The 23,090-nt window shown below is 64.5% G+C and carries 22 protein-coding genes; 10 read left to right on the top strand and 12 right to left on the bottom strand.

Annotated elements, in window-relative coordinates:
- Positions 1-33: 33 nt before the first annotated feature.
- The 10 genes from KIT53_RS05950 (at position 34) to nagZ (ending at position 10,104) form a co-directional block, all read left to right on the top strand.
- Complete coding sequence (locus KIT53_RS05950; RefSeq protein ID WP_297749166.1) at positions 34-1,518, top strand: Do family serine endopeptidase; 1,485 nt, start codon at positions 34-36, stop codon at positions 1,516-1,518.
- 506 nt (positions 1,519-2,024) lie between these two features.
- Complete coding sequence (gene lepA / locus KIT53_RS05945) at positions 2,025-3,833, top strand: translation elongation factor 4 (RefSeq protein ID WP_297749163.1); 1,809 nt, start codon at positions 2,025-2,027, stop codon at positions 3,831-3,833.
- Positions 3,833-4,810: a signal peptidase I gene (gene lepB, locus KIT53_RS05940; protein ID WP_297749160.1), complete on the top strand. Its 978-nt coding sequence runs from the start codon at positions 3,833-3,835 to the stop codon at positions 4,808-4,810. Before lepA ends, lepB begins: the two co-directional genes overlap by 1 nt.
- Before the next feature lie 27 nt (positions 4,811-4,837).
- Positions 4,838-5,185: a DUF4845 domain-containing protein gene (locus KIT53_RS05935; RefSeq protein WP_297749157.1), complete on the top strand. Its 348-nt coding sequence runs from the start codon at positions 4,838-4,840 to the stop codon at positions 5,183-5,185.
- 13 nt (positions 5,186-5,198) lie between these two features.
- Positions 5,199-5,915, top strand: coding sequence for a ribonuclease III (gene rnc, locus KIT53_RS05930; RefSeq protein ID WP_297749155.1), 717 nt, complete (start codon positions 5,199-5,201; stop codon positions 5,913-5,915).
- A 9-nt stretch (positions 5,916-5,924) separates the two neighbouring features.
- The gene (gene era, locus KIT53_RS05925) at positions 5,925-6,938 is read left to right on the top strand and encodes a GTPase Era (RefSeq protein WP_297749152.1); all 1,014 of its coding nucleotides are present in this window, start codon (positions 5,925-5,927) and stop codon (positions 6,936-6,938) included.
- 50 nt (positions 6,939-6,988) lie between these two features.
- Positions 6,989-7,795 carry a DNA repair protein RecO gene (recO, locus tag KIT53_RS05920; protein WP_297749149.1) on the top strand — a complete coding sequence of 269 codons (807 nt, stop codon included), beginning with the start codon at positions 6,989-6,991 and terminating at the stop codon, positions 7,793-7,795.
- 26 nt (positions 7,796-7,821) lie between these two features.
- Entirely contained in the window at positions 7,822-8,565 is a 744-nt protein-coding gene (locus tag KIT53_RS05915; RefSeq protein ID WP_297749145.1) for a pyridoxine 5'-phosphate synthase, read from the top strand.
- 12 nt (positions 8,566-8,577) lie between these two features.
- Positions 8,578-9,003, top strand: coding sequence for a holo-ACP synthase (gene acpS, locus KIT53_RS05910; RefSeq protein WP_297749143.1), 426 nt, complete (start codon positions 8,578-8,580; stop codon positions 9,001-9,003).
- Positions 9,004-9,006: 3 nt separating this feature from the next.
- Positions 9,007-10,104, top strand: a complete 1,098-nt coding sequence (gene nagZ, locus KIT53_RS05905) for a beta-N-acetylhexosaminidase (RefSeq protein WP_297749140.1) — start codon at positions 9,007-9,009, stop codon at positions 10,102-10,104.
- Between the two features lie 3 nt (positions 10,105-10,107).
- Here nagZ and KIT53_RS05900 read toward each other — a convergent pair whose 3' ends face one another.
- The 12 genes from KIT53_RS05900 to leuC form a co-directional block, all read right to left on the bottom strand.
- On the bottom strand, positions 10,108-10,770 hold the full coding sequence (locus KIT53_RS05900; RefSeq protein ID WP_297749137.1) for an LON peptidase substrate-binding domain-containing protein: 663 nt from the start codon (positions 10,768-10,770) through the stop codon (positions 10,108-10,110).
- An 11-nt stretch (positions 10,771-10,781) separates the two neighbouring features.
- A complete protein-coding gene (gene accD / locus KIT53_RS05895) occupies positions 10,782-11,660 on the bottom strand; it encodes an acetyl-CoA carboxylase, carboxyltransferase subunit beta (RefSeq protein ID WP_297749134.1) in 879 nt (292 codons plus the stop codon).
- A 40-nt stretch (positions 11,661-11,700) separates the two neighbouring features.
- The gene (gene trpA, locus KIT53_RS05890) at positions 11,701-12,510 is read right to left on the bottom strand and encodes a tryptophan synthase subunit alpha (protein ID WP_297749131.1); all 810 of its coding nucleotides are present in this window, start codon (positions 12,508-12,510) and stop codon (positions 11,701-11,703) included.
- Positions 12,507-13,775 (bottom strand): tryptophan synthase subunit beta, encoded by a 1,269-nt coding sequence (gene trpB / locus KIT53_RS05885; protein WP_297749128.1) that lies wholly within the window; start codon positions 13,773-13,775, stop codon positions 12,507-12,509. The genes trpA and trpB overlap by 4 nt, the downstream gene beginning before the upstream one ends.
- Before the next feature lie 54 nt (positions 13,776-13,829).
- On the bottom strand, positions 13,830-14,516 hold the full coding sequence (locus tag KIT53_RS05880; protein WP_297749126.1) for a phosphoribosylanthranilate isomerase: 687 nt from the start codon (positions 14,514-14,516) through the stop codon (positions 13,830-13,832).
- Positions 14,513-15,340 carry a tRNA pseudouridine(38-40) synthase TruA gene (truA, locus tag KIT53_RS05875; RefSeq protein WP_297749123.1) on the bottom strand — a complete coding sequence of 276 codons (828 nt, stop codon included), beginning with the start codon at positions 15,338-15,340 and terminating at the stop codon, positions 14,513-14,515. Before truA ends, KIT53_RS05880 begins: the two co-directional genes overlap by 4 nt.
- An 8-nt stretch (positions 15,341-15,348) precedes the next feature.
- Positions 15,349-18,081, bottom strand: a complete 2,733-nt coding sequence (locus tag KIT53_RS05870) for a FimV/HubP family polar landmark protein (protein ID WP_297749119.1) — start codon at positions 18,079-18,081, stop codon at positions 15,349-15,351.
- Between the two features lie 245 nt (positions 18,082-18,326).
- Positions 18,327-19,457 carry an aspartate-semialdehyde dehydrogenase gene (gene asd, locus KIT53_RS05865; RefSeq protein ID WP_297749116.1) on the bottom strand — a complete coding sequence of 377 codons (1,131 nt, stop codon included), beginning with the start codon at positions 19,455-19,457 and terminating at the stop codon, positions 18,327-18,329.
- A gap of 289 nt (positions 19,458-19,746) precedes the next feature.
- Positions 19,747-20,817, bottom strand: coding sequence for a 3-isopropylmalate dehydrogenase (gene leuB / locus KIT53_RS05860; protein WP_297749112.1), 1,071 nt, complete (start codon positions 20,815-20,817; stop codon positions 19,747-19,749).
- A 34-nt stretch (positions 20,818-20,851) separates the two neighbouring features.
- Positions 20,852-21,496, bottom strand: coding sequence for a 3-isopropylmalate dehydratase small subunit (gene leuD / locus KIT53_RS05855; protein ID WP_297749109.1), 645 nt, complete (start codon positions 21,494-21,496; stop codon positions 20,852-20,854).
- A complete protein-coding gene (locus tag KIT53_RS05850; RefSeq protein ID WP_297749106.1) occupies positions 21,496-21,627 on the bottom strand; it encodes an entericidin A/B family lipoprotein in 132 nt (43 codons plus the stop codon). Before KIT53_RS05850 ends, leuD begins: the two co-directional genes overlap by 1 nt.
- Positions 21,628-21,647: 20 nt before the next feature.
- Entirely contained in the window at positions 21,648-23,069 is a 1,422-nt protein-coding gene (gene leuC / locus KIT53_RS05845) for a 3-isopropylmalate dehydratase large subunit (RefSeq protein ID WP_297749103.1), read from the bottom strand.
- Positions 23,070-23,090: the final 21 nt, after the last annotated feature.

Here is a 23,090-nt window from a genome sequence, read left to right as displayed (position 1 = left end):
TTCTGATCTGCATTTGAACCGCAAAGGAGTCCCATGATGCGCTCTGCCTTTCGTCCCTCGGTGACCTCCCTGCTGGCCACGGCCGTGTTGCTGGTGGGCGGCGCCCAACTGCCTGCTGCTGCTCAGGCGACGGCTCCTGCGGCGGCGAGCGTGCGCGGGCTGCCGGATTTCACCGACCTGGTGGACCAGGTAGGGCCTTCGGTCGTCAATATCCGCACCCTTGAGCGGGCCAGCAGCAACAACGCTGGAGGCAGCGGGGCTGACGAGCAGATGCTCGAGTTCTTCCGCCGGTTTGGCATTCCCATCCCGCCTGGCATGACGCCACGCAATCCCCGTGGTGACCGCGGCGGGACGCCCGACGAAGCTCAGCCACGGGGGGTGGGTTCGGGGTTCATTCTCAGTGCCGATGGCCTGATCATGACCAATGCGCACGTGGTCGACGGGGCAGACGAACTGATCGTCACGCTGCCGGACAAGCGCGAGTTCAAGGCCAAGATCGTGGGCGCCGACAAACGCACCGACGTGGCCATCGTGAAGATCGAGGCCTCGGGTCTGAGTGCGGTGCGGATCGGGGATGTGAACCGTCTGCGGGTGGGCGAGTGGGTGATGGCCATTGGCTCACCTTTTGGTCTGGAAAACACGGTGACCGCCGGTATCGTGAGCGCCAAACAGCGCGACACGGGAGACTTCCTGCCTTTCATCCAGACCGACGTTGCCATCAACCCAGGCAATTCGGGCGGGCCCTTGATCAATATGCGGGGTGAAGTGATCGGCATCAACAGCCAGATCTATTCGCGCTCTGGCGGCTTTCAGGGGATATCGTTTGCCATCCCGATCGACGAAGCCGTGCGGGTGTCCGACCAGCTCCGTGCGACCGGCCGCGTCACGCGGGGCCGCATCGGGGTGCAGATCGACCAAGTGAGCAAGGACGTGGCCGAATCGATAGGCCTTGGTCAGCCCAAAGGCGCGCTCGTGCGGGGGGTGGAGCCGAACTCGCCCGCGGCCAAGGCTGGCGTGGAGCCTGGTGACATCATTCTGAAGTTCGACGGCAAGGACGTCGAAAAGTCTGTCGATCTCCCGCGGCTGGTGGCCAATACCAAGCCCGGCAACCGCAGCACCATGACGGTGTTCCGCAGGGGCAGCCAGCGCGACTTGTCCATCACCGTGGGGGAGCTCGAACCCGATCGCCAGGAAGCCCGCGCGGCCACCCCTGAGCCGAACAAGCCGCAGTCCAGCAATGCCTTGCAGGCCATCGGACTCAGTCTGGCCGATCTCTCGGCGGCCGAGAAGAAGGAGCTCAACGTCAAGGGCGGCGTGCGTGTGGTCACGGCCGAGGGCGCAGCGGCGCGTGCAGGCCTGCGCGAAGGCGACGTGATCGTGGCCATTGCCAATACCGAAACCGCGACCGTCAAGGACCTTGAAGCGGCGCTGGGCAAGGCCGACAAGACCAAGCCCATCAACGTGCTCTTCCGCCGTGGTGAATGGGCCCAATACGCGGTGATCCGGCCGTCTCGCTGACGGCGGCATCCGCCTTGGCCAATAACCCTCGAAGGCATTTGGGTTTTTCCGGGCGTTGGTCGTTTCGCCACACCGGGTTTTCCTGAGCCATCTGGCTTTCGGGAGGCAGCGGATGTTTGTAATCGCTAACAAACACGCGATGGCTCTTGACCAATTTCGCTAAAATGAGCGCCGTTCTGATCGGATTCCTGTGTCCCTGCCCCCCATCGGTCCACGATGTGGGAGCTTCACAGGAAGCCCCCAGGTCATCCACAGCCGCGTCAACAGGTGCGCTCTCAAGGTTGTGAATTTTCTGTGGATAATTCGATCGTTGCTGCGCTGCAACAAGGTTTTCTCGTGGGTTCGGTGGTTTGCTTTCCAGGCTTTTTGCCTACAATGAAACCCCAACTATCGCAGTTGCCATTGATTGTTGGTTACGGGCGCGTCAGCAGCTGACGCGCCCTTTTTTATGTCCGCCCGATCCCGCTGGAACCCGCGGTTTTAGGGGTGTCCGAGCCGTTTTCCCGATGAACCACATCCGCAATTTTTCGATCATCGCGCACATCGACCATGGCAAGTCGACACTCGCGGATCGCATCATCTCCCGCTGCGGCGGACTTTCCGAGCGCGAGATGAGCGAGCAGGTGCTCGACTCCATGGACATCGAGAAGGAGCGGGGTATCACCATCAAGGCGCAGACCGCTGCGCTCCGCTACCAGGCCCGCGATGGGCAGGTCTACAACCTCAACCTGATCGATACGCCCGGACACGTGGACTTTTCCTACGAGGTCTCGCGCTCGCTGTCTGCCTGCGAAGGCGCGCTGTTGGTGGTGGATGCCAGTCAGGGGGTGGAGGCGCAGACCGTCGCCAACTGCTACACCGCGCTCGATTTGGGCGTGGAGGTGCTCCCGGTGCTCAACAAGATGGATCTGCCCAATGCCGATCCAGAGAACGCCAAGCGTGAGATCGAGGATGTGATCGGCATCGATGCCAGCGATGCGATTCCCTGCTCGGCCAAGACCGGCATGGGCGTGGAGGACATTCTGGAGGCGGTGGTGGCTCGCATCCCGCCACCGCGCGGTCGCCAGGACGCGCCGCTGCGGGCCATGATCATCGACAGCTGGTACGACGCCTACGTGGGCGTGGTGATGCTGGTCCGGGTGGTGGACGGCCACCTGCTCAAGGGCGAGCGCATCAAGATGATGGCCACCAATACGGTCTACAACGCCGACAGCCTTGGCGTGTTCACGCCTGCCAATGAGGCGCGCGAGGCGCTTCACGCGGGCGAGGTGGGCTACATCATCGCTGGCATCAAGGAGCTCCAGGCTGCCAAGGTGGGAGACACCATCACCCTGGAGAAGAAGCTGCCCAACAATGCCGGCCCGGCTGAGGAGCCTCTTCCCGGTTTCAAGGAGGTGCAGCCGCAGGTGTTCGCCGGTCTGTACCCCACCGAAGCCAACCAGTACGACGCGCTTCGCGACGCTTTGGAGAAGCTCAAGCTCAACGATGCGTCGCTGCACTATGAGCCCGAGGTGTCTCAGGCACTGGGGTTTGGTTTTCGCTGTGGGTTTCTCGGTCTGCTGCACATGGAGATCGTGCAGGAACGCCTGGAGCGTGAATTCGACCAGGACCTCATCACCACGGCACCCAGCGTGGTCTACCAGGTCGTCAAAGGCGACGGTGAGGTCATCATGGTGGAAAACCCCTCCAAGATGCCGGACCAGGGCCGCATCGAGGAGATCCGCGAGCCCATCGTGACGGTCCACCTGTACATGCCACAGGAATATGTGGGGGCTGTCATGACCCTGGCCAACCAGAAGCGCGGGGTTCAACTGAACATGGCTTACCACGGCAAGCAAGTCATGCTGACCTACGACATGCCTCTGGGCGAGATCGTGTTGGACTTCTTTGACAAGCTCAAGTCGGTCAGCCGGGGCTATGCCTCCATGGACTATGAGTTCAAGGAGTACCGGCCTTCCGACGTCGTCAAGGTCGACATCCTGCTCAACGGCGAGAAAGTGGATGCCTTGTCCATCATCGTGCACCGCACGCAGGCGCAGTTCCGGGGGCGCGCGGTGGCTGCCAAGATGCGTGAGATCATCAGCCGCCAGATGTTTGACGTCGCCATCCAGGCGGCCATCGGCGGTAATGTGATCGCACGGGAGACCATCAAGGCGCTGCGCAAGAACGTGCTGGCAAAATGCTACGGCGGTGACATCACGCGGAAACGCAAACTTCTCGAAAAACAGAAAGCAGGCAAGAAGCGCATGAAACAGATCGGCTCGGTCGAGGTGCCCCAGGAGGCCTTCCTCGCGATTTTGCAGGTGCAGGACTGATGCAGGCGCTCATGGGATCGATCACCGCGGTGATCCTCGCGGCTTTCGGCGCGTATGCCGTGGCCTGGTATACCGGTGCGGTCGAAGGCAATTTCGCGGTGCTTCTGATGCTGGCGACCGTGGTCACGGGCGTGTACTGGGTGGCTGAACGCCTGGTGTTCCTGCCGCAACGTCGGCGTGCGGCCCAGCAGTTGCAAGACGAGTACACCGCGCGCAAGGAGGCGCTGCTCAAACAGGGTTTCAGCCAGATCGAGGGCGACGTGGACAACGCCCGCCAGAAGGTGCTGCGCCAGCCCTGGTGGCTGGACTGGACCGCTGGCCTGTTCCCGGTGATCCTCGCTGTCTTTGTCCTGCGCTCTTTTTTGTTCGAGCCGTTCAAGATCCCCTCTGGCTCCATGATTCCGACCCTGCGGGTCGGTGACCTCATCCTGGTGAACAAATTTCACTACGGCGTCCGCATGCCGGTGTTCAACAATGTGCTGCTGGAGAACCACAAGCCGCAGCGAGGGGATGTGATCGTCTTCCGTTTCCCGCCGCAGCCCAGCCTGGACTACATCAAGCGGGTGGTCGGTGTTCCCGGTGACGAGGTGGCCTACATCAACAAGCAGCTCACGGTCAATGGCAAACCCGTGCCACGTGTGGCGCAGCCTGACTTCTTCGACAACGACTCCATGCGTTACTCGCGCCAGTTCCGCGAGACCATGGACGGGCGGAGCTACAACACGCTCAACGACGACGACCGCGCCGCGTTCATCAACCGATCGACCGACTTTCCCTTCCTGGATCAATGCCGCTATTCGGTCGAAGGGGTGACCTGCAAAGTGCCAGAGGGGCACTATTTCATGATGGGCGACAATCGGGACAATTCCCTCGATTCCCGGTACTGGGGCTTTGTCCCGGATGCCAATATTGTCGGCAAGGCATTTTTCGTGTGGATGAACTTCGGTGATCTCGGCCGAATCGGGTCGTTCGAGTGACAACGCTTGTCTCAGGAGAATGAAGTCATGGCATTGAAGCGTCGACAAAAAGGACTGACTTTCATCGGTCTGCTCATCGTGGGCATCCTGCTGGCCTATTCCGGCGTCATCCTGGCCCAGGTCGTGCCGACCTATATCGAGTACCTGGCCGTGCAGAAGGCGGTGGACAAGGCCGCTGCGGGCACCACGGTGTCGGAAGTGCGGACCATCTTCGACAAGGCGGCGCAGATCGACGACATCCGCACCATCTCCGGCAAGGATCTCACTGTCGGGAAGGAAGGCGATCGGGTGGTCGTGTCCTATGCCTATCAACGCGAAATTCCCCTGTTCGGTCCTGCCCACCTTGTGATGAAGTACGAGGGCCGCTCCAAATGAGCCCGATCGTCGGATGGACACGCCCGGGCGGGCGCTGCGCTGCTTGAGTCCGGAACTGACCGTGCTGCAGAAGCGCCTGCAGCACGAATTCGCCAACCCGCGCCTGCTGGAGCGCGCGCTGACCCACCGCAGCTTTACCGCCGACCACAACGAACGCCTGGAGTTTCTGGGCGACTCGGTGCTCAGTCTGGCCGTCTCCGGGCTGCTGTTCGAGAAGCTGAGCCACCTGCCCGAGGGAGATCTTTCCCGGGTTCGGGCCAATCTGGTCAAGCAGGAGACCCTGGTGCAGATCGCCACGGGTCTGGGGCTGTCTTCGGGCCTGCGCCTCGGTGACGGCGAGAAGCGTTCAGGTGGGCACAAGCGGCCATCCATCCTGGCCGATGCGCTGGAGGCCGTGATTGGTGCGGTCTATCTGGATGCCGGCTTCGAGGTGGCTGCGGCGGTGGTCCGACGCCTCTACAGCGGTGTCGAGCTCAATGCCCAGATGAGTGCGATGAGCAAGGACGCCAAGACGGAATTGCAGGAGTGGCTGCAGGGGCGCAAAATGAAACTGCCTGCCTACCGGGTGGTCGCCACCTTGGGTGAGGCGCACCAGCAAACTTTCGACGTGGAGTGCACCGTGACTGAAACGGGTCACTGCGAGCGTGGCATCGGGGCCTCCCGGCGCGCTGCGGAGCAGGCCGCGGCCGCCGCCATGCTGCAACATCTGCGAGCTTCCCTTACGGCCTGATCGACCGCCATGTCCACTGCACCTGCTCCATCCCCTGCCATCAATACCGATCTCGATGCCATGCTGGCGCGAGCGCTCGGCAAGGAGGCGGCTTTGGCCACCGATACCGAGGTGCCCGAGGTGCGCGAGCCCGTGGATGAGCGCGAGCAGCGCTGCGGCTACGTGGCCATCGTGGGCAAGCCCAACGTGGGCAAATCCACGCTGTTGAATGCGCTGGTCGGGCAGAAGGTGAGCATCACTTCCCGCAAGGCGCAGACCACGCGCCACCGCATCACAGGTATCCGCACCCTGGGGTCCAGTCAGTTCGTGTTCGTGGACACCCCGGGTTTCCAGACCCGGCATGGCAACGCGCTCAACCGGGCGCTGAACAAGACGGTCATCGGTGCGGTGAGCGATGTGGACCTGATTCTTTTTGTGGTGGAGGCCGGCCGGTTCAACCTGGCGGATGCCAAGGCCTTGTCTCTGCTGCCGGCCCAGGTTCCCGTGATCCTGCTGGCCAACAAGTTCGACCAGGTTCATCGACGCGCCGACCTGGCTCCCTGGCTGCGGTCCATGCAGGAACGCCACGCGTTCGCGGAATTCGTGCCCATGTCGGCCAAGGCACCCAAGGACATCCAGCGCCTGTTCGGTATCTGCGAGAAATACCTGCCGCAGCAGGCCTGGATTCACGATCCGGAGGACCTGACCGACCGCAGCGAACGTTTCATGGCCAGCGAAATGGTGCGCGAGAAGCTGTTTCGTCTCACGGGCGACGAACTGCCGTACACATCCACGGTGGTGATCGACAAGTTTGAGGAGGAGGGCCAGTTGCGCCGCATCGCGGCCACCATCGTGGTCGAGCGCGAAGGTCACAAAGGCATGGTGATCGGGGAGAAGGGGGAGAAGCTCAAGCGCATCGGTACCGAGGCCCGCCAGGAGCTGGAGAAGCTCTGGGACTGCAAGGTGTTTCTGGAGCTCTGGGTGAAGGTGCGCTCGGGTTGGGCTGATGACGATGCACGCGTGCGCTCGTTCGGATACGAGTAGCCTGCCTTGCCGGCCTCTTTGGATACTCCCTCAAGACGAGGCCCGACGCCGTGGCCCTGAAACGCATCACCGACGAGCCCGCTTTCGTGCTGCATCGGTACGACTGGAGCGAATCGAGTCTCGTGCTTGAGGTTTTTACCCGGCATCATGGCCGCATCGCCATGGTTGCGAAGGGCGTGAAGCGCCCGAGTTCCCAGTTCCGTCCGGTGCTGCTGCCGCTGCAGCCGCTGCTGGTGTCCTGGACAGGTGATGCGGAGGTGCGCACCCTCAAGGCCGCCCAGTGGCAGGGTGGGCATGTCATGCCGACCGGTGAGGCCTTGGTCTCGGGCGGCTACCTGAACGAACTGCTTATGCGCTTGCTGGCGCGTGACGATCCACACGAGAGCCTTTTTGACCATTTTGCGGCGACGGTCGAGTTGCTCGCTGAGAAGAGCGATGCGCAGCAACTGGCGCTGCGGGCATTCGAATGGCTGTTGCTTCGCAGTGTGGGTCTGTTGCCGGACCTGTCGCGCGAGGGCAGTTCACTTGCCCGCCTGGACCCCGCCTTGCACTACGTGCTGTTGCCCGAAAGTGGCCTGCATCAGGCAAGGGAGCCTGGCGAAGCCCATGCCCTGGCCGGCGCACACTGGCTGGCGCTGCAAGACGCGCTGGATGAGCCGGCGCCATTTCTGCCGACCCTGCGTGCCTGTGCCGATGGCCTTCAGGCCATGCGCCTGCCTTTGCGCAACCTGCTGCACTACCATTGCGGCGTGCGTGTGTTCAAGACCCGCCAGTTGATGCTCGATGTGCAAGCCATGACGCGGCGGCGTTCTCGATCCGGCACGGACGCGTCCCTTCCATCCGCAACCTCCCCATGACCGTGGCCCTCGCTCACTCACGACCCATGACGGTGCTTTCTGTGAACCTCAACAAGGTTGCTCTGGTGCGCAATACGCGCCATCTTGGCATTCCATCGGTCACGCGTGCTGCGACACTGTGTCTGCAGGCGGGGGCCAAGGGCATCACGGTGCACCCTCGCCCAGACCAGCGGCATATCCGCGCGCACGATGTGCACGATCTGGCCGAATTGCTCAAGGACTGGCCCGAGCGGGAATACAACATAGAGGGCAATCCCTTCCACAACCTGATGGACTTCGTGCGCACGGTCCGGCCCCATCAGGTGACGTTCGTACCCGATAGCGAGGGCCAGTTCACCAGCGACCATGGCTGGCGCTTTCCCGCCGACGCAGAACGCCTTCGTCCATGGGTTGCCGAGGCCAAGTCCCTGGGTGTACGCGTGAGCCTCTTCATGGACGCCGATCCCGACCAGATGGCTGGCGCCAAGGCAGTGGGGGCTGACCGGGTGGAGCTGTATACCGAACCCTATGCGGCCGCATGGCCTATGCCCGAGCAACGTGGCCAGCAGCTCGAACGCTTCCGCGCTGCGGCGCAAGCCGCGCTGGATGCCGGGCTGGAGGTCAATGCGGGGCACGACCTCAACCGCGACAACCTGACCGAGTTCCTGCGGACCGTGCCGGGTGTGCGTGAGGTATCGATCGGCCATGCGCTGATCAGCGATGCGCTGGAACTGGGTTATGCAGCGACCATCGTCGATTACAACCGCTGCATCGCCGATGCCTTTGCTTGAACCGCGCGCGGCATGATTCACGGCATCGGAACCGACATCTGCGACATCCGCCGCATCCAGGCGACATTCGAACGCCAGGGAGAACGCTTCGTGGAGAAGGTCCTGTGCCCGGCCGAACTCGCCGTCTGGCGCAGGCGCACCGCGCGCAACCCGCAACGCGGCCTGCGCTACCTCGCCACCCGCTTTTCCGCCAAAGAGGCTTTTTCCAAGGCCATCGGCCTGGGTATGCGCATGCCCATGGCCTGGCGGCGCTGCGAAATCGCGAACCTGCCTTCAGGTCAGCCGGTCATCGTGCTGCATGGAGATCTCAAGGATTGGTTCGAGGCCCAGGGCTTGCGCGCACACGTGACTGTGACCGATGAGACCGACTATGCCGCCAGCTTCGTGGTGGTCGAACGGCCTATGCCAGCGACACCTAACGCAACCACCGCCATCTGACCCATGCAGTTCCACGCTCCGCTGATCATCGACGTCGCAGGCCATCGGCTGTCTCCTGTGGACCGCCAACGCCTGGCGCATCCCCTGGTGGGCGGTGTCATCCTGTTCGGCCGCAACTGGAAGGACCGGGCCCAACTGACGGCGCTTTGCCGGCAGATCAAGGCGGTTCGTGCCGACCTGCTGATCGCCGTGGACCACGAGGGTGGCCGTGTGCAGCGGTTTCGCACCGGCGGCTTTACCCATCTGCCGCCGATGGCCGCGTTCGGCGCGCGCTGGATGCGTGCCGCCTCCGCTGCGCGAGAAGGAGAGGCAGCATTGCAGGCCATGAATGCGGCCACCGCCGCCGGCTACGTGTTGGGCGCGGAGCTGAGGGCTTGTGGCGTGGATCTGAGTTTCGCGCCGGTGCTGGATCTGGACTACGGCGAGAGTTCGGTGATCGGTGACCGTGCCTTCGGACGTGACCCGCGTGTGGTCACGCTGTTGGCGCAAAGCCTGATGCAGGGGATGCTTCAAAGCGGCATGGCCCATTGCGGCAAGCATTTTCCCGGTCATGGCTTCGTGCAGGCAGATTCCCATCTGGCTGTCCCGGTGGACACCCGCAGCCTTTCAGCCATCCTGTCGGAGGATGCCGCGCCCTACGGCTGGCTGTCCGCCAGCTTGCGCGCGGTGATGCCCGCGCACGTCATCTATTCCAGGGTGGACGCGCGCCCTGCGGGTTTCTCGCGCCGCTGGCTGCAGGACGTGCTGCGGTTGCGCCTTGGTTTCACCGGCGCCATCTTCAGCGACGATCTCAGCATGGCGGCGGCGCGCCAGATTGACGGTCGGGCGGTGAGTTTCACCACGGCCGCTCTGGCCGCGCTGCACGCGGGCTGCGATATGGTGCTCCTATGCAACCAGTCGGTGGTGGATGAGGGCTCACCCATCGACGATGCCATCGACAGCCTCTCCCGTGCCGCGCTGGAGGGGATATGGCAGCCCGAACCGGCCAGCGAGGAGCGCCGGCTCGCCCTGTTGCCAGCCGGTGCCCCGCTGGATTGGGATGCGCTGATGGTCAGCGCACGCTATATGCAGGCCTTGTCTTTGCTGCCTGACTCGGACTGAATCTCAGTGCTCCAGCCCGAGGCGATCCAGCAGGTCGGCCACCAGTTCCAGGCGCAGCAGCGGGTTGTCCAGTGCCATCAAACGCTGCTTGAGCGCCATGGGCGCAGGCAAAAGCTCGGCCCAGCGGTTGGCCAGCCATCCGCTGTCGTCCCATCGGTAGGGTGGTTGTAGGGGCAATTGCGAGAGCTGATCGGGATGTTGTGAGGGCAGGTTCTGCAGCAGGCGCTGCAGGGCTTCACGGCAGCCTGCGAGATGCTCGGGCACGGGCACGGCCTTGTCCGCATCGTCCAGTTGCACGTCGGCCATCCACAGTCCATGCGGCAACTGGCTGCGTTGCACGACCTGAAAACGCTGCGTACCCTGGCACTGGATCATCATCAATCCGGGCTGCGGGCGCTCCAGGGACACGATGCGGGCGAGCGTGCCTACCGCATGAAACGCTTCCTTCGCAAAGCCGCTCCCCTGGCTGGCCGATGGGTCCATGCGTCGAACCTCGCTGCCTTCGGTCAGGCAGACCACGCCAAACGGGGCACCTTCCTTGTGGCAGCGCCCAATCATGTCGAGGTAGCGCACCTCGAAGATGCGCAGAGGCAGCCAGCCGTCTGGGAAAAGAACGGTTTGCAGCGGGAACAGCGGAAGCTGCGAAAGCGTCAGAGGCCCGTGCACGGGCGTGGCATTCAATCGTCGACCACCGCGTCGGCACTCTGGCGCTGCATCATGGCCAGCAGGTTGGCCACGCGGCCGCGCAGCTCACGCCGGTCGCAGATGAAATCCACCGCGCCCTTGGTCTGAAGGAACTCGGCACGCTGAAAGCCCTCAGGCAGCTTTACACGCACCGTGTTCTCGATCACGCGTGGGCCGGCGAATCCAATCAGCGCCTTGGGTTCGGCGATCACCACGTCGCCCATGAACGCGAAGCCAGCGCTCACGCCGCCCATGGTGGGGTCAGTGAGCACACTGACGTAAGGCAGGCCCTTCTTGGCCAGGCGCGTCAGTGCGGCGTTGGTCTTGGCCATCTGCATCAGCGACAGCAGGCCCTCCTGCATGCGGGCACCACCGGTGGCGGTGAAACAAATGAACGGCACCTTCTGCGCAATGGCTTCCTCGACGCCCCGGACGAAACGTTCGCCAACGACCGAACCCATGGAGCCGCCCATGAAATCGAACTCGAAGCACGAGACCACCACACTGATGCCCAGCACCGAACCGCCCATGACGATCAGGGCGTCGGTCTCGCCGGTGGTTTCCAGCGCGTCCTTCAGGCGTTCTGGGTACTTGCGGCTGTCCTTGAACTTCAGGGCATCGACCGGCAGCACTTCCTGGCCGATCTCGTAGCGGCCTTCCGCATCCAGGAACGCATTGAGCCGGGCCCGCGCACCCATGCGGTGGTGGTGGCTGCAGTGCGGGCAGACGTTCTGGTTCTTTTCCAGGTCGTTCTTGTAGAGCACCGCCTCGCAGCTTGGGCACTTGATCCACAGGCCTTCGGGCACGCTGCGGCGTTCCGTGGGGTCGGTGGGGGTGATCTTGGGGGGGAGCAGCTTTTCGAGCCAGGACATGTGTACTCCTTTCGGATGCCCAGGGGGCACAGTGGGCGGATTATGCGTCCAGCGCTTTTCGGATGGTGCGAAGGAATTGGGCCGCCACGGCAACCACTTTTTCGTGCGGCTCGTTCTCGATGAGCTGGATGATCCGGCTCCCGATCACCACCGCGTCGGCCGCTCGGCCAATTGCGCGGGCGGTTTCGGCATCGCGGATGCCGAAGCCCACGCCCACCGGAATGTGCACGTGCTGCCGGATTCGCGGCAGCATGGCCTCGACCTGAGCAACGTCCAGGGTGCCGGCACCGGTGACACCTTTGAGAGACACGTAGTACACATAACCGCTGGCTATGCGCGCCACCTGGGCCATGCGTTCGTCGGTGGAGGTGGGCGCAAGCAGAAAGATCAGGTCCATGCCATGGGCGCGCAACGCCTCGGCGAAAGCTTCGCACTCTTCGGGTGGGTAGTCCACCACCAGCACGCCATCGACCCCGGCTGCGCTGGCATCGCGCACGAAGGCGCCGGCCCCGTGCTTCTGGTCGTAGCGTTCGATCGGGTTGGCGTAACCCATGAGCACCACCGGCGTCGTGCTGTTGCGCTCGCGGAAGCCGCGCACCATGGCGAGCACCTGGGTCAGGCCAATGCCCAGTGCCAGCGCTCGGTCGCCGGCCTTCTGGATCACGGGGCCATCGGCGGAGGGGTCCGAAAACGGCACACCCAGTTCGATGATGTCTGCGCCGGCCTCGGCCATGCCATGCATCAGGTCCGGCGTGATGTCGGCAAACGGAAAGCCTGCCGTGACGAAGGGGATGAGCGCCTTGCGGTTCTGGGCCTTCAGCGCGTTCAAAGTGGCATCGATGCGGTTCATTGGGACAGGCCTCCCTTGACGGTGTGGCCGCGCATGGAAGGGCGGTCGTAGAAGTCCACGCCTGAGAGATCGGCGACGGTGCCGATGTCCTTGTCGCCGCGGCCGGACAGGTTGATCAGCACGGACTGGTCGGGGCGCATGGTTTTCGCCAGCTTCATGCCGTAGGCCACCGCATGGCTGGATTCGAGAGCGGGAATGATGCCCTCGGTGCGGCAGAGGTAGTGGAAGGCCTCAAGCGCTTCGGTATCGGTGATGCCGACGTACTCGGCACGGCCGATGTCCAGCAGGTGGGCATGCTCAGGGCCGACACCGGGATAGTCCAGCCCGGCGCTGATGCTGTGTGTCTCGGTGACCTGGCCGTTGTCGTCCTGCAGTACATAGGTGCGGTTGCCGTGCAGCACGCCGGGGCTGCCTCGCTGCAGTGAGGCGGAGTGCTTGCCGCTGTCCAGACCTTCGCCTGCGGCTTCCACTCCGATGAGCCGGGTGTTCTCATGGGGGATGTAGGGATAGAAGATGCCCATGGCGTTGCTGCCCCCGCCGACACAGGCCACCACGGCGTCGGGCTGCGATGTCTTGCAGCCGGCCGCGGCCAGCATCTCGGGCATTTGCACAAGGCATTCCTCCCCGATCACGCTCTGGAAGTCGCGCACCATCATTGGGTAGGGGTGCGGGCCTGCCACGGTACCGATGATGTAGAACGTGTTGTCCACGTTGGCCACCCAATCGCGCATGGCCTCGTTGAGGGCATCTTTCAGGGTCTTGCTGCCCGACTCCACCGGCACCACGGTGGCGCCCAGCAGTTTCATTCGGTAGACATTGGGGCTCTGGCGCTTGACGTCCTCGCTGCCCATGTAGACCACGCACTCCAGGCCATAGCGCGCACAGATGGTGGCGGTGGCCACCCCGTGCTGGCCGGCACCGGTTTCCGCGATGACGCGGGGCTTGCCCATGCGCCGCGCCAACATGGCCTGGCCGATGGTGTTGTTGACCTTGTGCGCGCCGGTGTGGTTGAGGTCCTCGCGCTTCAGAAAGATCTGCGCGCCGCCGGTCTCGCGGCTGGTGCGTGCGGCATGGTAGACCGGGCTGGGCCTGCCGACGAAGTGCGCCAGCTCGTACCTGAACTCGGCCAGAAAGTCGGGGTCGTGCTGGTACTTCGCGTAGGCCTCTCGAAGTTCGCTGATGGCATGGGTGAGCGTTTCGCTCACGAAACTGCCGCCGTAGATGCCGAAGTGGCCTCTGGCGTCGGGTTGCTGGTAGGTGGCCATGAAGGGGTGTCTTTCCGGTTCGGTCGCCGCCCGGGGCCCCGAATAAAGGGCGCGCTAGCCAGGCTGGCGGGATATCTGCGCATCGGCCGCTCGCACGGCGGCCACGAAGGCGAGCATCTTGTCGGCGTCCTTGATGCCTTTGGACATTTCGACGCCCGAGCTCACGTCAACGGCCCAGGGCCGTACGCGCAGGATGCCATCGGTCACGTTTGCAGGCGTGAGTCCACCAGACAAAACGAGGCGAGAGCTGGCGTTTAGAAGTGGATGTGACCAAGGGAAGGCTGTCCAGTCGAAGGATTGACCACCGCCGCCATAACCATCCACCAGTGCGTCGAGCAGGATGGCCTGGGCGGCCGAGAAGTCAGACGCGTATTTTAGGAGATCGAAGGTCTGGCCAGCGGTCCCTGTGGGAATGCGGGCGGCACGCAGGAAGGGGCGGGTCGCTGCGGCACATTCGGCGGGGGATTCGTCCCCATGGAACTGCAGCAGCGCCTGGGGTACGGCGCGGCAGGCTTGCTCGATGTACTCCGGACTGGCGTTCACGAAAAGCAGCACCGGGGTGACGAAGGCGGGCACATGCCGGGCCAGTTCGCCCGCGCGCTGCGGCGTCACATGGCGTGGACTCTTCTCGTACAGCACGAAACCCACGGCATCTGCGCCCGCGCGCACGGCCGTCTGCACGTCGCCTTCGCGTGTCAGGCCGCAGATCTTGATGCGGGTGCGGTGAGCTGGGTTGTTCATGGCAGCCAGTCGAAAGCGGGCGTACGGTCCGGCAGATTCAGCGCGGGATCGTATACCGGGCCAAGAAAGTACAGGCCGTCCGGGGAAAAGGTGGGGGCCGCCGCGTCGCGGCTGCGGGCTTTCAGCACCTCACCCATCCAAGTTGCCGGGCGGTTGCCGGTGCCAATGGCCATCAGGCAGCCCATGATGTTGCGGATCATGTGGTGCAGGAAGGCCGTGGCCTCGAACTCGAAGCGCCAGTAGGCGCCACGCCGCGCGATGTCCACCCGCAGCATCTCCTTCACTGGCGAGTGGGCCTGGCACTGCGCAGCACGAAAAGAGGTGAAGTCGTGCAGGCCGATCAGCATCTGCGCGGCTTCCTGCATGGGTGCCATGGACAGTGGCCGGAACACCCAGCCGACCTGACCTTCATCCACGCTGGGACGTACCGGCGATTCCAGCAGCACGTAGGCGTAGCGGCGGGCGAGCGCGCTGGCCCTGGCATGGAAGCTGGCCGGAACATGGCGGGCCCATTGCACGGCGATGTCGGCTGGCAGGAAGCGATTGGTTCCCCGCATCCAGGCGTAGTCCGAGCGGGACAGGGCGGTATCGAAGTGCACCACTTGCATGAGACCGTGTACGCCGGCGTCTGTCCGCCCTGCGCACAGGGTGCGCACCGGCTCGTCGGCCGTGAACTGGGTGAGCGCGCGTTCCAGATGGTCTTGTACGGTGCGGCCACCCGGCTGGCTTTGCCAGCCGTCGTAGTGGCGTCCGTTGTAGCTCACACCCAGCGCAACGCGCTGGAGCGGATGTCCGGGGACGTCCGCTGACTGGGCAGGGGGCAAGGCGTCGTTCAGGCCAGATCAGCCAGGAAAGTGCCGGCCTTGGTCTTGAGGGTGCCGGAGGCCTCGGCAAGCACCTCTTCCGCCAGCGAGCGGGCGCCTTCGAAATCACCAATGGCGCGGAACTCCTCCGCCAGCGAGAGCTTGGTTTCCAGTGGATTCTCTTCCGTCAGGCGTCCCGAACGGGTGACGTCGTCCGCGGCAGGCTGCGCCGCAGGGTTGTCCAATTCCAGGTTGATGTCGTTCAGGTTGAAAGACATCAATTCCGGTACCGCAGGCTGGCTGAACGGCTCGGCAGCGGCCGAGACCGGCGCGTCGAGGTCCATGGACAGCGGAGGCACCTCCTGCCCGAGGGATCCGCGCACGGATGTGGCCGTGGTCTCGCTGGCGGCCGCGGCGTCCGTCGAGGGGCTCAGCGGCGCCGGGCCAGAGGGAAAGTCCAGATCGAAGTCCATCGACATCGAGGAAGGGGCATCGTCCTGGACGGGTGGTTGGCGCGTCAGGTCTTCGGTGATCTGCAGGTCGTCCATGCCCGAAAACACGGGGTCTTCCAGGGCGGGGCCGCCAGCGGCCTTGTTGTCCAGCGGCGCGGGAGCGGAAGGCTCATCCAGAGAGAAGTCCAGGTCCAGGTCCAGGCTGCCCATGCCCGATGGAGTGGCTGCGCCCGTGGCCTCGGCCAGCGTGCTGCTGCCGAAGGGCATGGTGTTGGCGCCAGCACCGATCACGCCGGCTGCGGCGGCGGCCTTCACCGCAGGCGCTCCTCCAGGCTGGTACAGCGGGTTGGAGGGGTCCAGTTCGCGGCCCATTTCGCAGGCGTGCTCCCACTCGGGGCCCTGGCCTTGCGTGAGGCCGTACGCTTCGGTGGCCACGACCTCGAAGGCGCGTGCATCGCGCCGTTTGGCATAAATTTCCAGCAGCTTGTTGTGAATGGCCACCCGCGTAGGCGTGCTGCGCATGGCTTCCTTGAGGATTTCCTCGGCCTGCAGGTCACGGCCATAGGCCAGGTAAACGTCTGCCTCGGCCACAGGGTCCACGTCGCCAGCCGCGTCGAGCTGACTGGGTGAGTACACCATGGACGATCCCGAGGCGACCGATTCGGCGGTGTCGATGCGCTGGCCGCCGCTGGAGCCGAAGAAGGAGTCCGGCTGCAGCCGGCTTTCCAGGAATGAGCTGTCCACGTTGGCGCCGTGCTTGCGCTGGCGCATGCGGTAGAAGCCGAGTGCGGCCAGCAGCACGGCCAAACCGCCGGCCAGCGGCAGCACCAGAGGGTTGTCGCGCAGTTGTTCGAGGAAGGTTGGCTCGTCGGGCAACGGCACGGGTACCGGGCGCGGCGCTGTGGCCACAGAGGGTGTGGTCGATGGCGCAGAAGCGGCGGTTTCGGCGGCCGGTGCCGCGGGGGCGACCGCCTCGACTGGCGCCGACGCACTGGCTTCGGGCGGAGGTGTGGTCGGTATGGTCACCGCTGGCGCCACGCTGGTGCCTGCATCGGCCGCGGGTGCCGGTGCGGCGGGCGCTGGCGCTACCGCCGCTGGAGTGGCTGGCGCTGCAGCTGCCGGGGCGGCAGGCGCTGGCGCTGCGGCTGGCGGCGTGCCAGCACCCAGCTTGGAGAGCTCTTCGATGTTGCGTGACAACTCAGCCCTGCGGTTCGACAGATCCTGCGCCTGACGCTCCTTGGCGATCTGGTCCTCGCGGCTGCCCTGTCCGGTGACGGTGGCTTCCTTGGACAGCGTGAGCTTGTCCGGTGAGGGCGCGGCAGGTTTGGCTTCCTGTACCTCCGTCTGCACGCGGCCTGCGGCTTGCCGGTCCGCAGCGGCTACGCCCGCGGCTGGCGCGCTGCCCGCCAGACGGCGGCGGAATTCGTTGAAATCGCGGCTCTGGGCCGCGATGGTCTGGCGTGCTTCACCAGGGCTGACCGCCGCCGCTTCCTGGGCCGCCGGCATGTCCAGCACCGTGCCAGCCTTGATGCGGTTGACGTTGCCGTCGATGAAGGCGTTCGGGTTGGCCCGCAGCATGGCCACGAGCATCTGGTCCAACGACACCTGGGCTGGGCGATTGGCTGCGGCGATGGCGCCAGCGGTGTCCCCCGCTCGCACGCGAACCTGCTGGTTGCCGCTACCGGCAGAAGGAGCAGGTGCAGGCGCAGGGGTGCGCGCAGCAGGTGTGGGCGCGGGGGCGGGAGCTGTGCGGGCAACCGGTGCCGGGGCGGGCGCGGTGGCCGGTGGTGTCGGCGCCTGCGCGACCGGAGGAATGGGGCGAGGTGCCTGCGCCGTGGTGGCGGGTGGCGTGCTGCTCACACCCGGTGCCAGCGGCGCGGGCTGCTGCGCGGCGCGCAGGTTGGGCGGGTCGAAGAGCAAGGTGTAGTCGCGCACGATGCGGCCGGAGGCCCAGTTGGCTTCCACGATCAGGTCCACGAAAGGCTCGGTGATCGGGCGTGCGCTGGTCAGCCGCAGGTAGGCGCGGCCATCCGCGCGGCGTTGCAGGCTGATTTGCAGGGTGCTCAGTGCGGCGTTGAGATCGATGCCGGCCGCACGGAAGGCCTCGGCGGGTGCGAGATTCACACGCAGGCTGGATGCCTCTTCGTTGTTGATGTCGGGAACGTCAATTTCGGCCCGAAGGGGTTCGCCCAGCGCCGATTGGACGACCACGCGACCCAGGGCCAGGGCCTGGGCATCGGTCGGCTGCAGGAAGCCCGCGCACAGCATCGCCGCCGCAGCGACCGCATGCAACCGGACCAGACCTCGCATGCCAACGCTTTGTTGCACGCGATGCGTCTTCGGGGATGGGGTGTGACGGGGGGTGGATGGCACTTGGACCTCGACGTAAAAAACCGAGAATTGACCTTAACATCAACAGATTACGGTGACAAGCTGAGAATCCGCTTGAGTTTCTCAGCCGGTCGTCTGTCGGGATACAGCCGGTTTTCGCGTTGCAGAGGCGCAACGTGATTCGGCATCAGCCGAATCACGTTGTTACCTGCCCATCAGGGGCATCAGGCGTCGAGCAGGATGCGCAGCATGCGGCGCAGCGGTTCCGCCGCGCCCCAGAGCAATTGGTCACCGATGGTGAAGGCACCCAGGTACTCAGGCCCCATGGCCAGCTTGCGGATGCGTCCCACGGGGATGGTCATCGTGCCGGTCACCGCCACAGGTGTCAGGTCGCGCACGGTGGCTTCGCGTGTGTTGGGCACGACCTTCACCCATGCGTTGTCGGCGGCGATCATGGCTTCGACGTCGGCCAGCGGCACATCTTTCTTCAGCTTGAAGGTCAGGGCCTGGCTGTGGCAGCGCATGGCGCCAACGCGCACGCAGAAGCCGTCGACCGGAATGGCCGCAGAGCCGAAGTCCTCGCCCATACCGAGGATCTTGTTGGTCTCGGCCATGCCCTTCCATTCTTCCTTGGACACGCCGTTGCCCAGGTCCTTGTCGATCCAGGGAATCAGCGAGCCACCCAGGGGAACGCCGAAATTGGCCGTTTCCGCGCCGCTGAGCGCGCGCTGGCGTGCGATGACCTTGCGGTCGATTTCCAGAATGGCGCTCTTGGGGTCGTCCAGCAGGTCTCTGACTTCGGCGTTGAGCGTGCCGTATTGCGTGAGCAGCTCACGCATGTGTTGCGCGCCGCCGCCCGATGCCGCCTGGTAGGTTTGCGTGCTCATCCATTCGACGAGGCCGGCCTTGTACAGCGCCCCCACGCCCATGAGCATGCAGCTCACCGTGCAGTTGCCGCCGATCCAGTCCTTGCCGCCCTTGGCGAGGGCGTTCTTGATGACCGGCATGTTCACCGGGTCCAGGACGATCACGGCATTCTTGTCCATGCGCAGCGCCGAGGCTGCATCGATCCAGTGGCCGTTCCAGCCAGCCGCACGCAATTTGGGGTAGACCTCGTTGGTGTAGTCGCCGCCCTGCGCGGTGATGACGATGTCGCAGCGCTGAAGGGCTGCGATGTCATGGGCATCCTGCAGGCGGGTTTCGTTTTTCGCCATGGCCGGTGCTTTGCCGCCGGCGTTGGAGGTGGAGAAAAACAGGGGCTCGATCAGGTCGAAGTCTTTTTCCTCGACCATGCGATCCATCAACACGGAGCCGACCATGCCGCGCCAGCCGACCAGACCAACCAACTTGCTCATTTGAAAACGCCCTTTCAAGTTACAGAAAACAGGTCCCGACCGGACCGACTTGCCCGGCTCGTCTGGCCGGGGAGGGCGCACGACGGTACCGGGACTGGGTCAGCCCTTAATGGTCGTGGTTTTGGTGGAGATTGCGCGCGCGGCAACACCAGCCATGGCGGCGGGTGCGGTGTTCAGGGCGAACGTGCTGGCGGCAAACATGGGTATGGATTGTAGCGGAAGCGGCTTGAAACCAAGAGAAAAGGCCATCCGCGGATGGCCTTTGGGAGCATGGTGTGGCGGCGTGCCGTCAGTCCAGCGCACGCAGCACGGCGTCACCCATTTCCGCCGTGCCGACCTTGGTCGTGCCTTCGCTGTGGATGTCGGCGGTACGCAGGCCTTGTGCCAGCACCTTCTGCACGGCTGCCTCGATACGCTGGGCGGCGGCTTCCTGGTTCAGGCTGAAACGCAGCATCATGGCTGCCGAGAGAATCGTGGCCAGCGGGTTGGCTATGCCTTTGCCCGCGATGTCAGGGGCGCTGCCATGGCTGGGCTCGTACAGGCCCTGGTTCTTCGTGTTCAGCGATGCCGACGGCAGCATGCCGATGGAGCCGGTGAGCATGGAGGCCTCGTCGGAGAGGATGTCGCCAAACATATTGCCCGTGACGACCACGTCGAATTTCTTGGGTGCACGCACGAGTTGCATGGCCGCGTTGTCCACATACATGTGCTCGAGCTCCACGTCCGGGTACTGCTGGTGCACCTCCGTGACCACATCCTTCCAGAACTGGAAGGTTTCCAGCACGTTGGCCTTGTCCACACTCGTCACCTTGCGGTTGCGTTTACGGGCTGCCTGGAAGGCCACGTGGGCGATGCGCTCGATCTCCGGCTTGCTGTAGCGCATGGTGTCGAAGGCCTCCTCGGCACCGGGGAAATGACCGTCGGTGGCGGTGCGCCGCCCCCGCGGCTGGCCGAAGTAGATGTCGCCCGTGAGCTCACGGATGATGAGGATGTCGAGCCCGGCGATGACCTCGGGCTTGAGGCTGGAGGCGCCGACCAGTTCGGGGTAGCAGATGGCGGGCCGGAAGTTGGCGAACAGGCCGAGGTTCTTGCGCAGCCCCAGGATGGCCTGTTCGGGACGCAGAGGCCGATCGAGCTTGTCGTACTTCCAGTCACCCACCGCGCCGAACAGCACGGCGTCCGCTTCCTTGGCGAGCTTGAGCGTGGATTCCGGCAGTGGGTGGCCATGGGCTTCGTAGGCGGCGCCGCCCACCAGGGCGGTTTCCATCTCGAAGGGCAAGGCCAGCGCGTTGAGGACCCTGATGGCCTCGGCGACGATTTCGGTGCCGATGCCGTCACCGGGGAGAACTGCAATTTTCATGGGTACGTAGTTGAACGTTGGTTCTGGCGCAGGCTTACAGGGTGTGCGCGAGCCAGGGTTTGGTGGCCAGGCGCTCCGCCTCGAAGGCGGCGATCTTGTCCTTGTAGCGCAGCGTCAGGCCAATGTCGTCCAGGCCATTGAGCAGGCAATAGCGGCGGAACGGTTGGACGTCGAACGGAATCTCCTCGCCCTGAGGTTTCACGATGACCTGGCGCTCCAGGTCAACGGTCAGCTCGTAGCCGGGAAAGGCGGCCACCTCATCGAACAACTGCGAGACCTGGGCCTCGGACAGTTGGATGGGCAGCAGACCGTTCTTGAAGCAGTTGTTGAAGAAGATGTCTGCATAGCTGGGCGCGATCAGTGCCCGAAAGCCGTACTGCTCGATCGCCCACGGCGCGTGTTCGCGCGACGAGCCGCAGCCGAAGTTCTTGCGGGCCAGCAGCACCGACGCCCCGGAGTAACGCGGCTGGTTGAGCACGAAGTCCGGGTTGGGCTTGCGGTTTGCCGGGTCCTGGCCCGGCTCGCCCTTGTCGAGGTAACGCCACTCGTCGAACAGGTTCGGGCCGAAGCCGGTCTTGCGGATCGACTTGAGAAACTGCTTGGGAATGATGGCGTCGGTGTCGACGTTCTCGCGGTCCATCGGGGCCACGAGGCCCTTGTGCACGTTGAACTTGTTCATCACTTCTTCTTGGCCGCGTCTTCAAGAACCTGGCCGCCCCGCTGGATGTCCTGGCCCACGCCCTGGACGGTGTTGCAGCCAGCCAGAGCCAGCACGAAAGAGGCGATCAGAAGGGAAGCGAGCGTTTTCATGGTGAGTTCCTTTCTTCGGTTCAGGCAAATTGACGGACATCGACGAAATGACCATGCACGGCCGCAGCGGCCGCCATGGCGGGGGAAACGAGATGGGTCCGGCCGCCGGCACCCTGGCGGCCTTCGAAGTTGCGGTTGCTGGTGGACGCGCAGCGCTCGCCAGGTTCGAGGCGGTCGGCGTTCATGGCCAGGCACATCGAGCAGCCAGGCTCGCGCCATTCAAAGCCGGCCGCCTTGAAGATCTCGTGCAGGCCTTCGCGTTCGGCCTGGGCTTTCACCAGCCCGGAGCCAGGCACCACCATCGCCAGCTTGACGTTTCGAGCGACGCGCTGGCCGAGCTTCTTCACCACCGCCGCGGCCTCGCGCATGTCCTCGATGCGGCTGTTTGTGCAGGAGCCGATGAACACCTTGTCGACGAAGATGTCGTTGAGAGGTTTGCCTGGCTGCAGGTTCATGTAGGTCAGGGCACGCTCGATGGCACCGCGCTTGCTCGGGTCCTTCTCGCGGTCGGGGTCCGGCACCGCGCCGTCGATGCCAAGTACCATTTCGGGCGAGGTGCCCCAGGTGACCTGCGGCACGATGCGCGCCGCGTCGAGTTCGACCACGGCGTCGAACTTCGCATCTGGATCGGATTGCAGCGTCTTCCAGTACGCCACGGCCTGCTCCCATTCGACGCCGGTGGGCGCCAGCGGGCGGCCCTTGACGTATTCGATGGTCTTCTCGTCCACCGCCACCAGACCGGCGCGCGCACCCGCTTCGATGGCCATGTTGCAGACCGTCATGCGGCCTTCCATGCTGAGGGCGCGGATGGCCGCGCCGCCGAACTCGATCGTGTAGCCGGTACCGCCAGCGGTGCCGATCTTGCCGATGATGGCGAGCACGATGTCCTTGGCTGTGCAGCCGCGGGCGAGCTGACCGTCCACACGCACCAGCATGTTCCTGGCCTTCTTGGCCAGCAGGGTCTGCGTGGCCAGCACATGCTCGACCTCGCTGGTGCCGATGCCATGGGCCAACGCTCCGAAGGCACCGTGGGTGGACGTGTGGCTGTCGCCGCAGACCACCGTCATGCCAGGCAGCGTGGCGCCGTTCTCCGGTCCTATGACGTGCACGATGCCCTGGCGCTGGGACATGAAGGGAAAGAAGGCGGCGGCCCCGAACTCGGCGATGTTGGCGTCCAGCGTCGTGATCTGTTCCTTGCTGATCGGGTCCGTGATGCCGTCGTAGCCCAGTTCCCAGCCCGTGGTTGGGGTGTTGTGATCCGCCGTGGCCACGACGGAACTCACACGCCAGACCTTGCGGCCGGACTGGCGCAGGCCTTCAAAGGCCTGGGGACTGGTCACTTCATGGACCAGATGGCGATCGATGTACAGGACGGAGGTGCCGTCTTCCTCGGTGTGGACGACGTGTTCGTCCCAGATCTTGTCGTAGAGCGTGCGTGCCATGGGGGAAACTCGTGGTGGTTG

This window comes from Hydrogenophaga sp. (assembly GCF_026125785.1).
In the GTDB taxonomy this organism is placed as follows: domain Bacteria; phylum Pseudomonadota; class Gammaproteobacteria; order Burkholderiales; family Burkholderiaceae_C; genus Hydrogenophaga.
This window is presented reverse-complemented; position numbering and strand designations above follow the sequence as displayed.

Excerpts from the sequence above, each read along its gene's own strand:
- nagZ (WP_297749140.1), top strand. The coding sequence starts at position 9,007 with ATGCAGTTCCACGCTCCGCTGATCATCGACGTCGCAGGCCATCGGCTG.
- lepA (WP_297749163.1), top strand. The coding sequence starts at position 2,025 with ATGAACCACATCCGCAATTTTTCGATCATCGCGCACATCGACCATGGC.
- lepB (WP_297749160.1), top strand. The coding sequence starts at position 3,833 with ATGCAGGCGCTCATGGGATCGATCACCGCGGTGATCCTCGCGGCTTTC.
- leuD (WP_297749109.1), bottom strand. The coding sequence starts at position 21,496 with ATGAACAAGTTCAACGTGCACAAGGGCCTCGTGGCCCCGATGGACCGC.
- leuC (WP_297749103.1), bottom strand. The coding sequence starts at position 23,069 with ATGGCACGCACGCTCTACGACAAGATCTGGGACGAACACGTCGTCCAC.
- KIT53_RS05850 (WP_297749106.1), bottom strand. The coding sequence starts at position 21,627 with ATGAAAACGCTCGCTTCCCTTCTGATCGCCTCTTTCGTGCTGGCTCTG.
- trpB (WP_297749128.1), bottom strand. The coding sequence starts at position 13,775 with ATGGCCACCTACCAGCAACCCGACGCCAGAGGCCACTTCGGCATCTAC.
- rnc (WP_297749155.1), top strand. The coding sequence starts at position 5,199 with ATGGACACGCCCGGGCGGGCGCTGCGCTGCTTGAGTCCGGAACTGACC.
- leuB (WP_297749112.1), bottom strand. The coding sequence starts at position 20,817 with ATGAAAATTGCAGTTCTCCCCGGTGACGGCATCGGCACCGAAATCGTC.
- KIT53_RS05880 (WP_297749126.1), bottom strand. The coding sequence starts at position 14,516 with ATGAACAACCCAGCTCACCGCACCCGCATCAAGATCTGCGGCCTGACA.
- asd (WP_297749116.1), bottom strand. The coding sequence starts at position 19,457 with ATGAGCAAGTTGGTTGGTCTGGTCGGCTGGCGCGGCATGGTCGGCTCC.
- KIT53_RS05870 (WP_297749119.1), bottom strand. The coding sequence starts at position 18,081 with ATGCGAGGTCTGGTCCGGTTGCATGCGGTCGCTGCGGCGGCGATGCTG.
- KIT53_RS05950 (WP_297749166.1), top strand. The coding sequence starts at position 34 with ATGATGCGCTCTGCCTTTCGTCCCTCGGTGACCTCCCTGCTGGCCACG.
- accD (WP_297749134.1), bottom strand. The coding sequence starts at position 11,660 with ATGTCCTGGCTCGAAAAGCTGCTCCCCCCCAAGATCACCCCCACCGAC.
- trpA (WP_297749131.1), bottom strand. The coding sequence starts at position 12,510 with ATGAACCGCATCGATGCCACTTTGAACGCGCTGAAGGCCCAGAACCGC.
- KIT53_RS05935 (WP_297749157.1), top strand. The coding sequence starts at position 4,838 with ATGGCATTGAAGCGTCGACAAAAAGGACTGACTTTCATCGGTCTGCTC.
- acpS (WP_297749143.1), top strand. The coding sequence starts at position 8,578 with ATGATTCACGGCATCGGAACCGACATCTGCGACATCCGCCGCATCCAG.
- era (WP_297749152.1), top strand. The coding sequence starts at position 5,925 with ATGTCCACTGCACCTGCTCCATCCCCTGCCATCAATACCGATCTCGAT.
- KIT53_RS05915 (WP_297749145.1), top strand. The coding sequence starts at position 7,822 with ATGACGGTGCTTTCTGTGAACCTCAACAAGGTTGCTCTGGTGCGCAAT.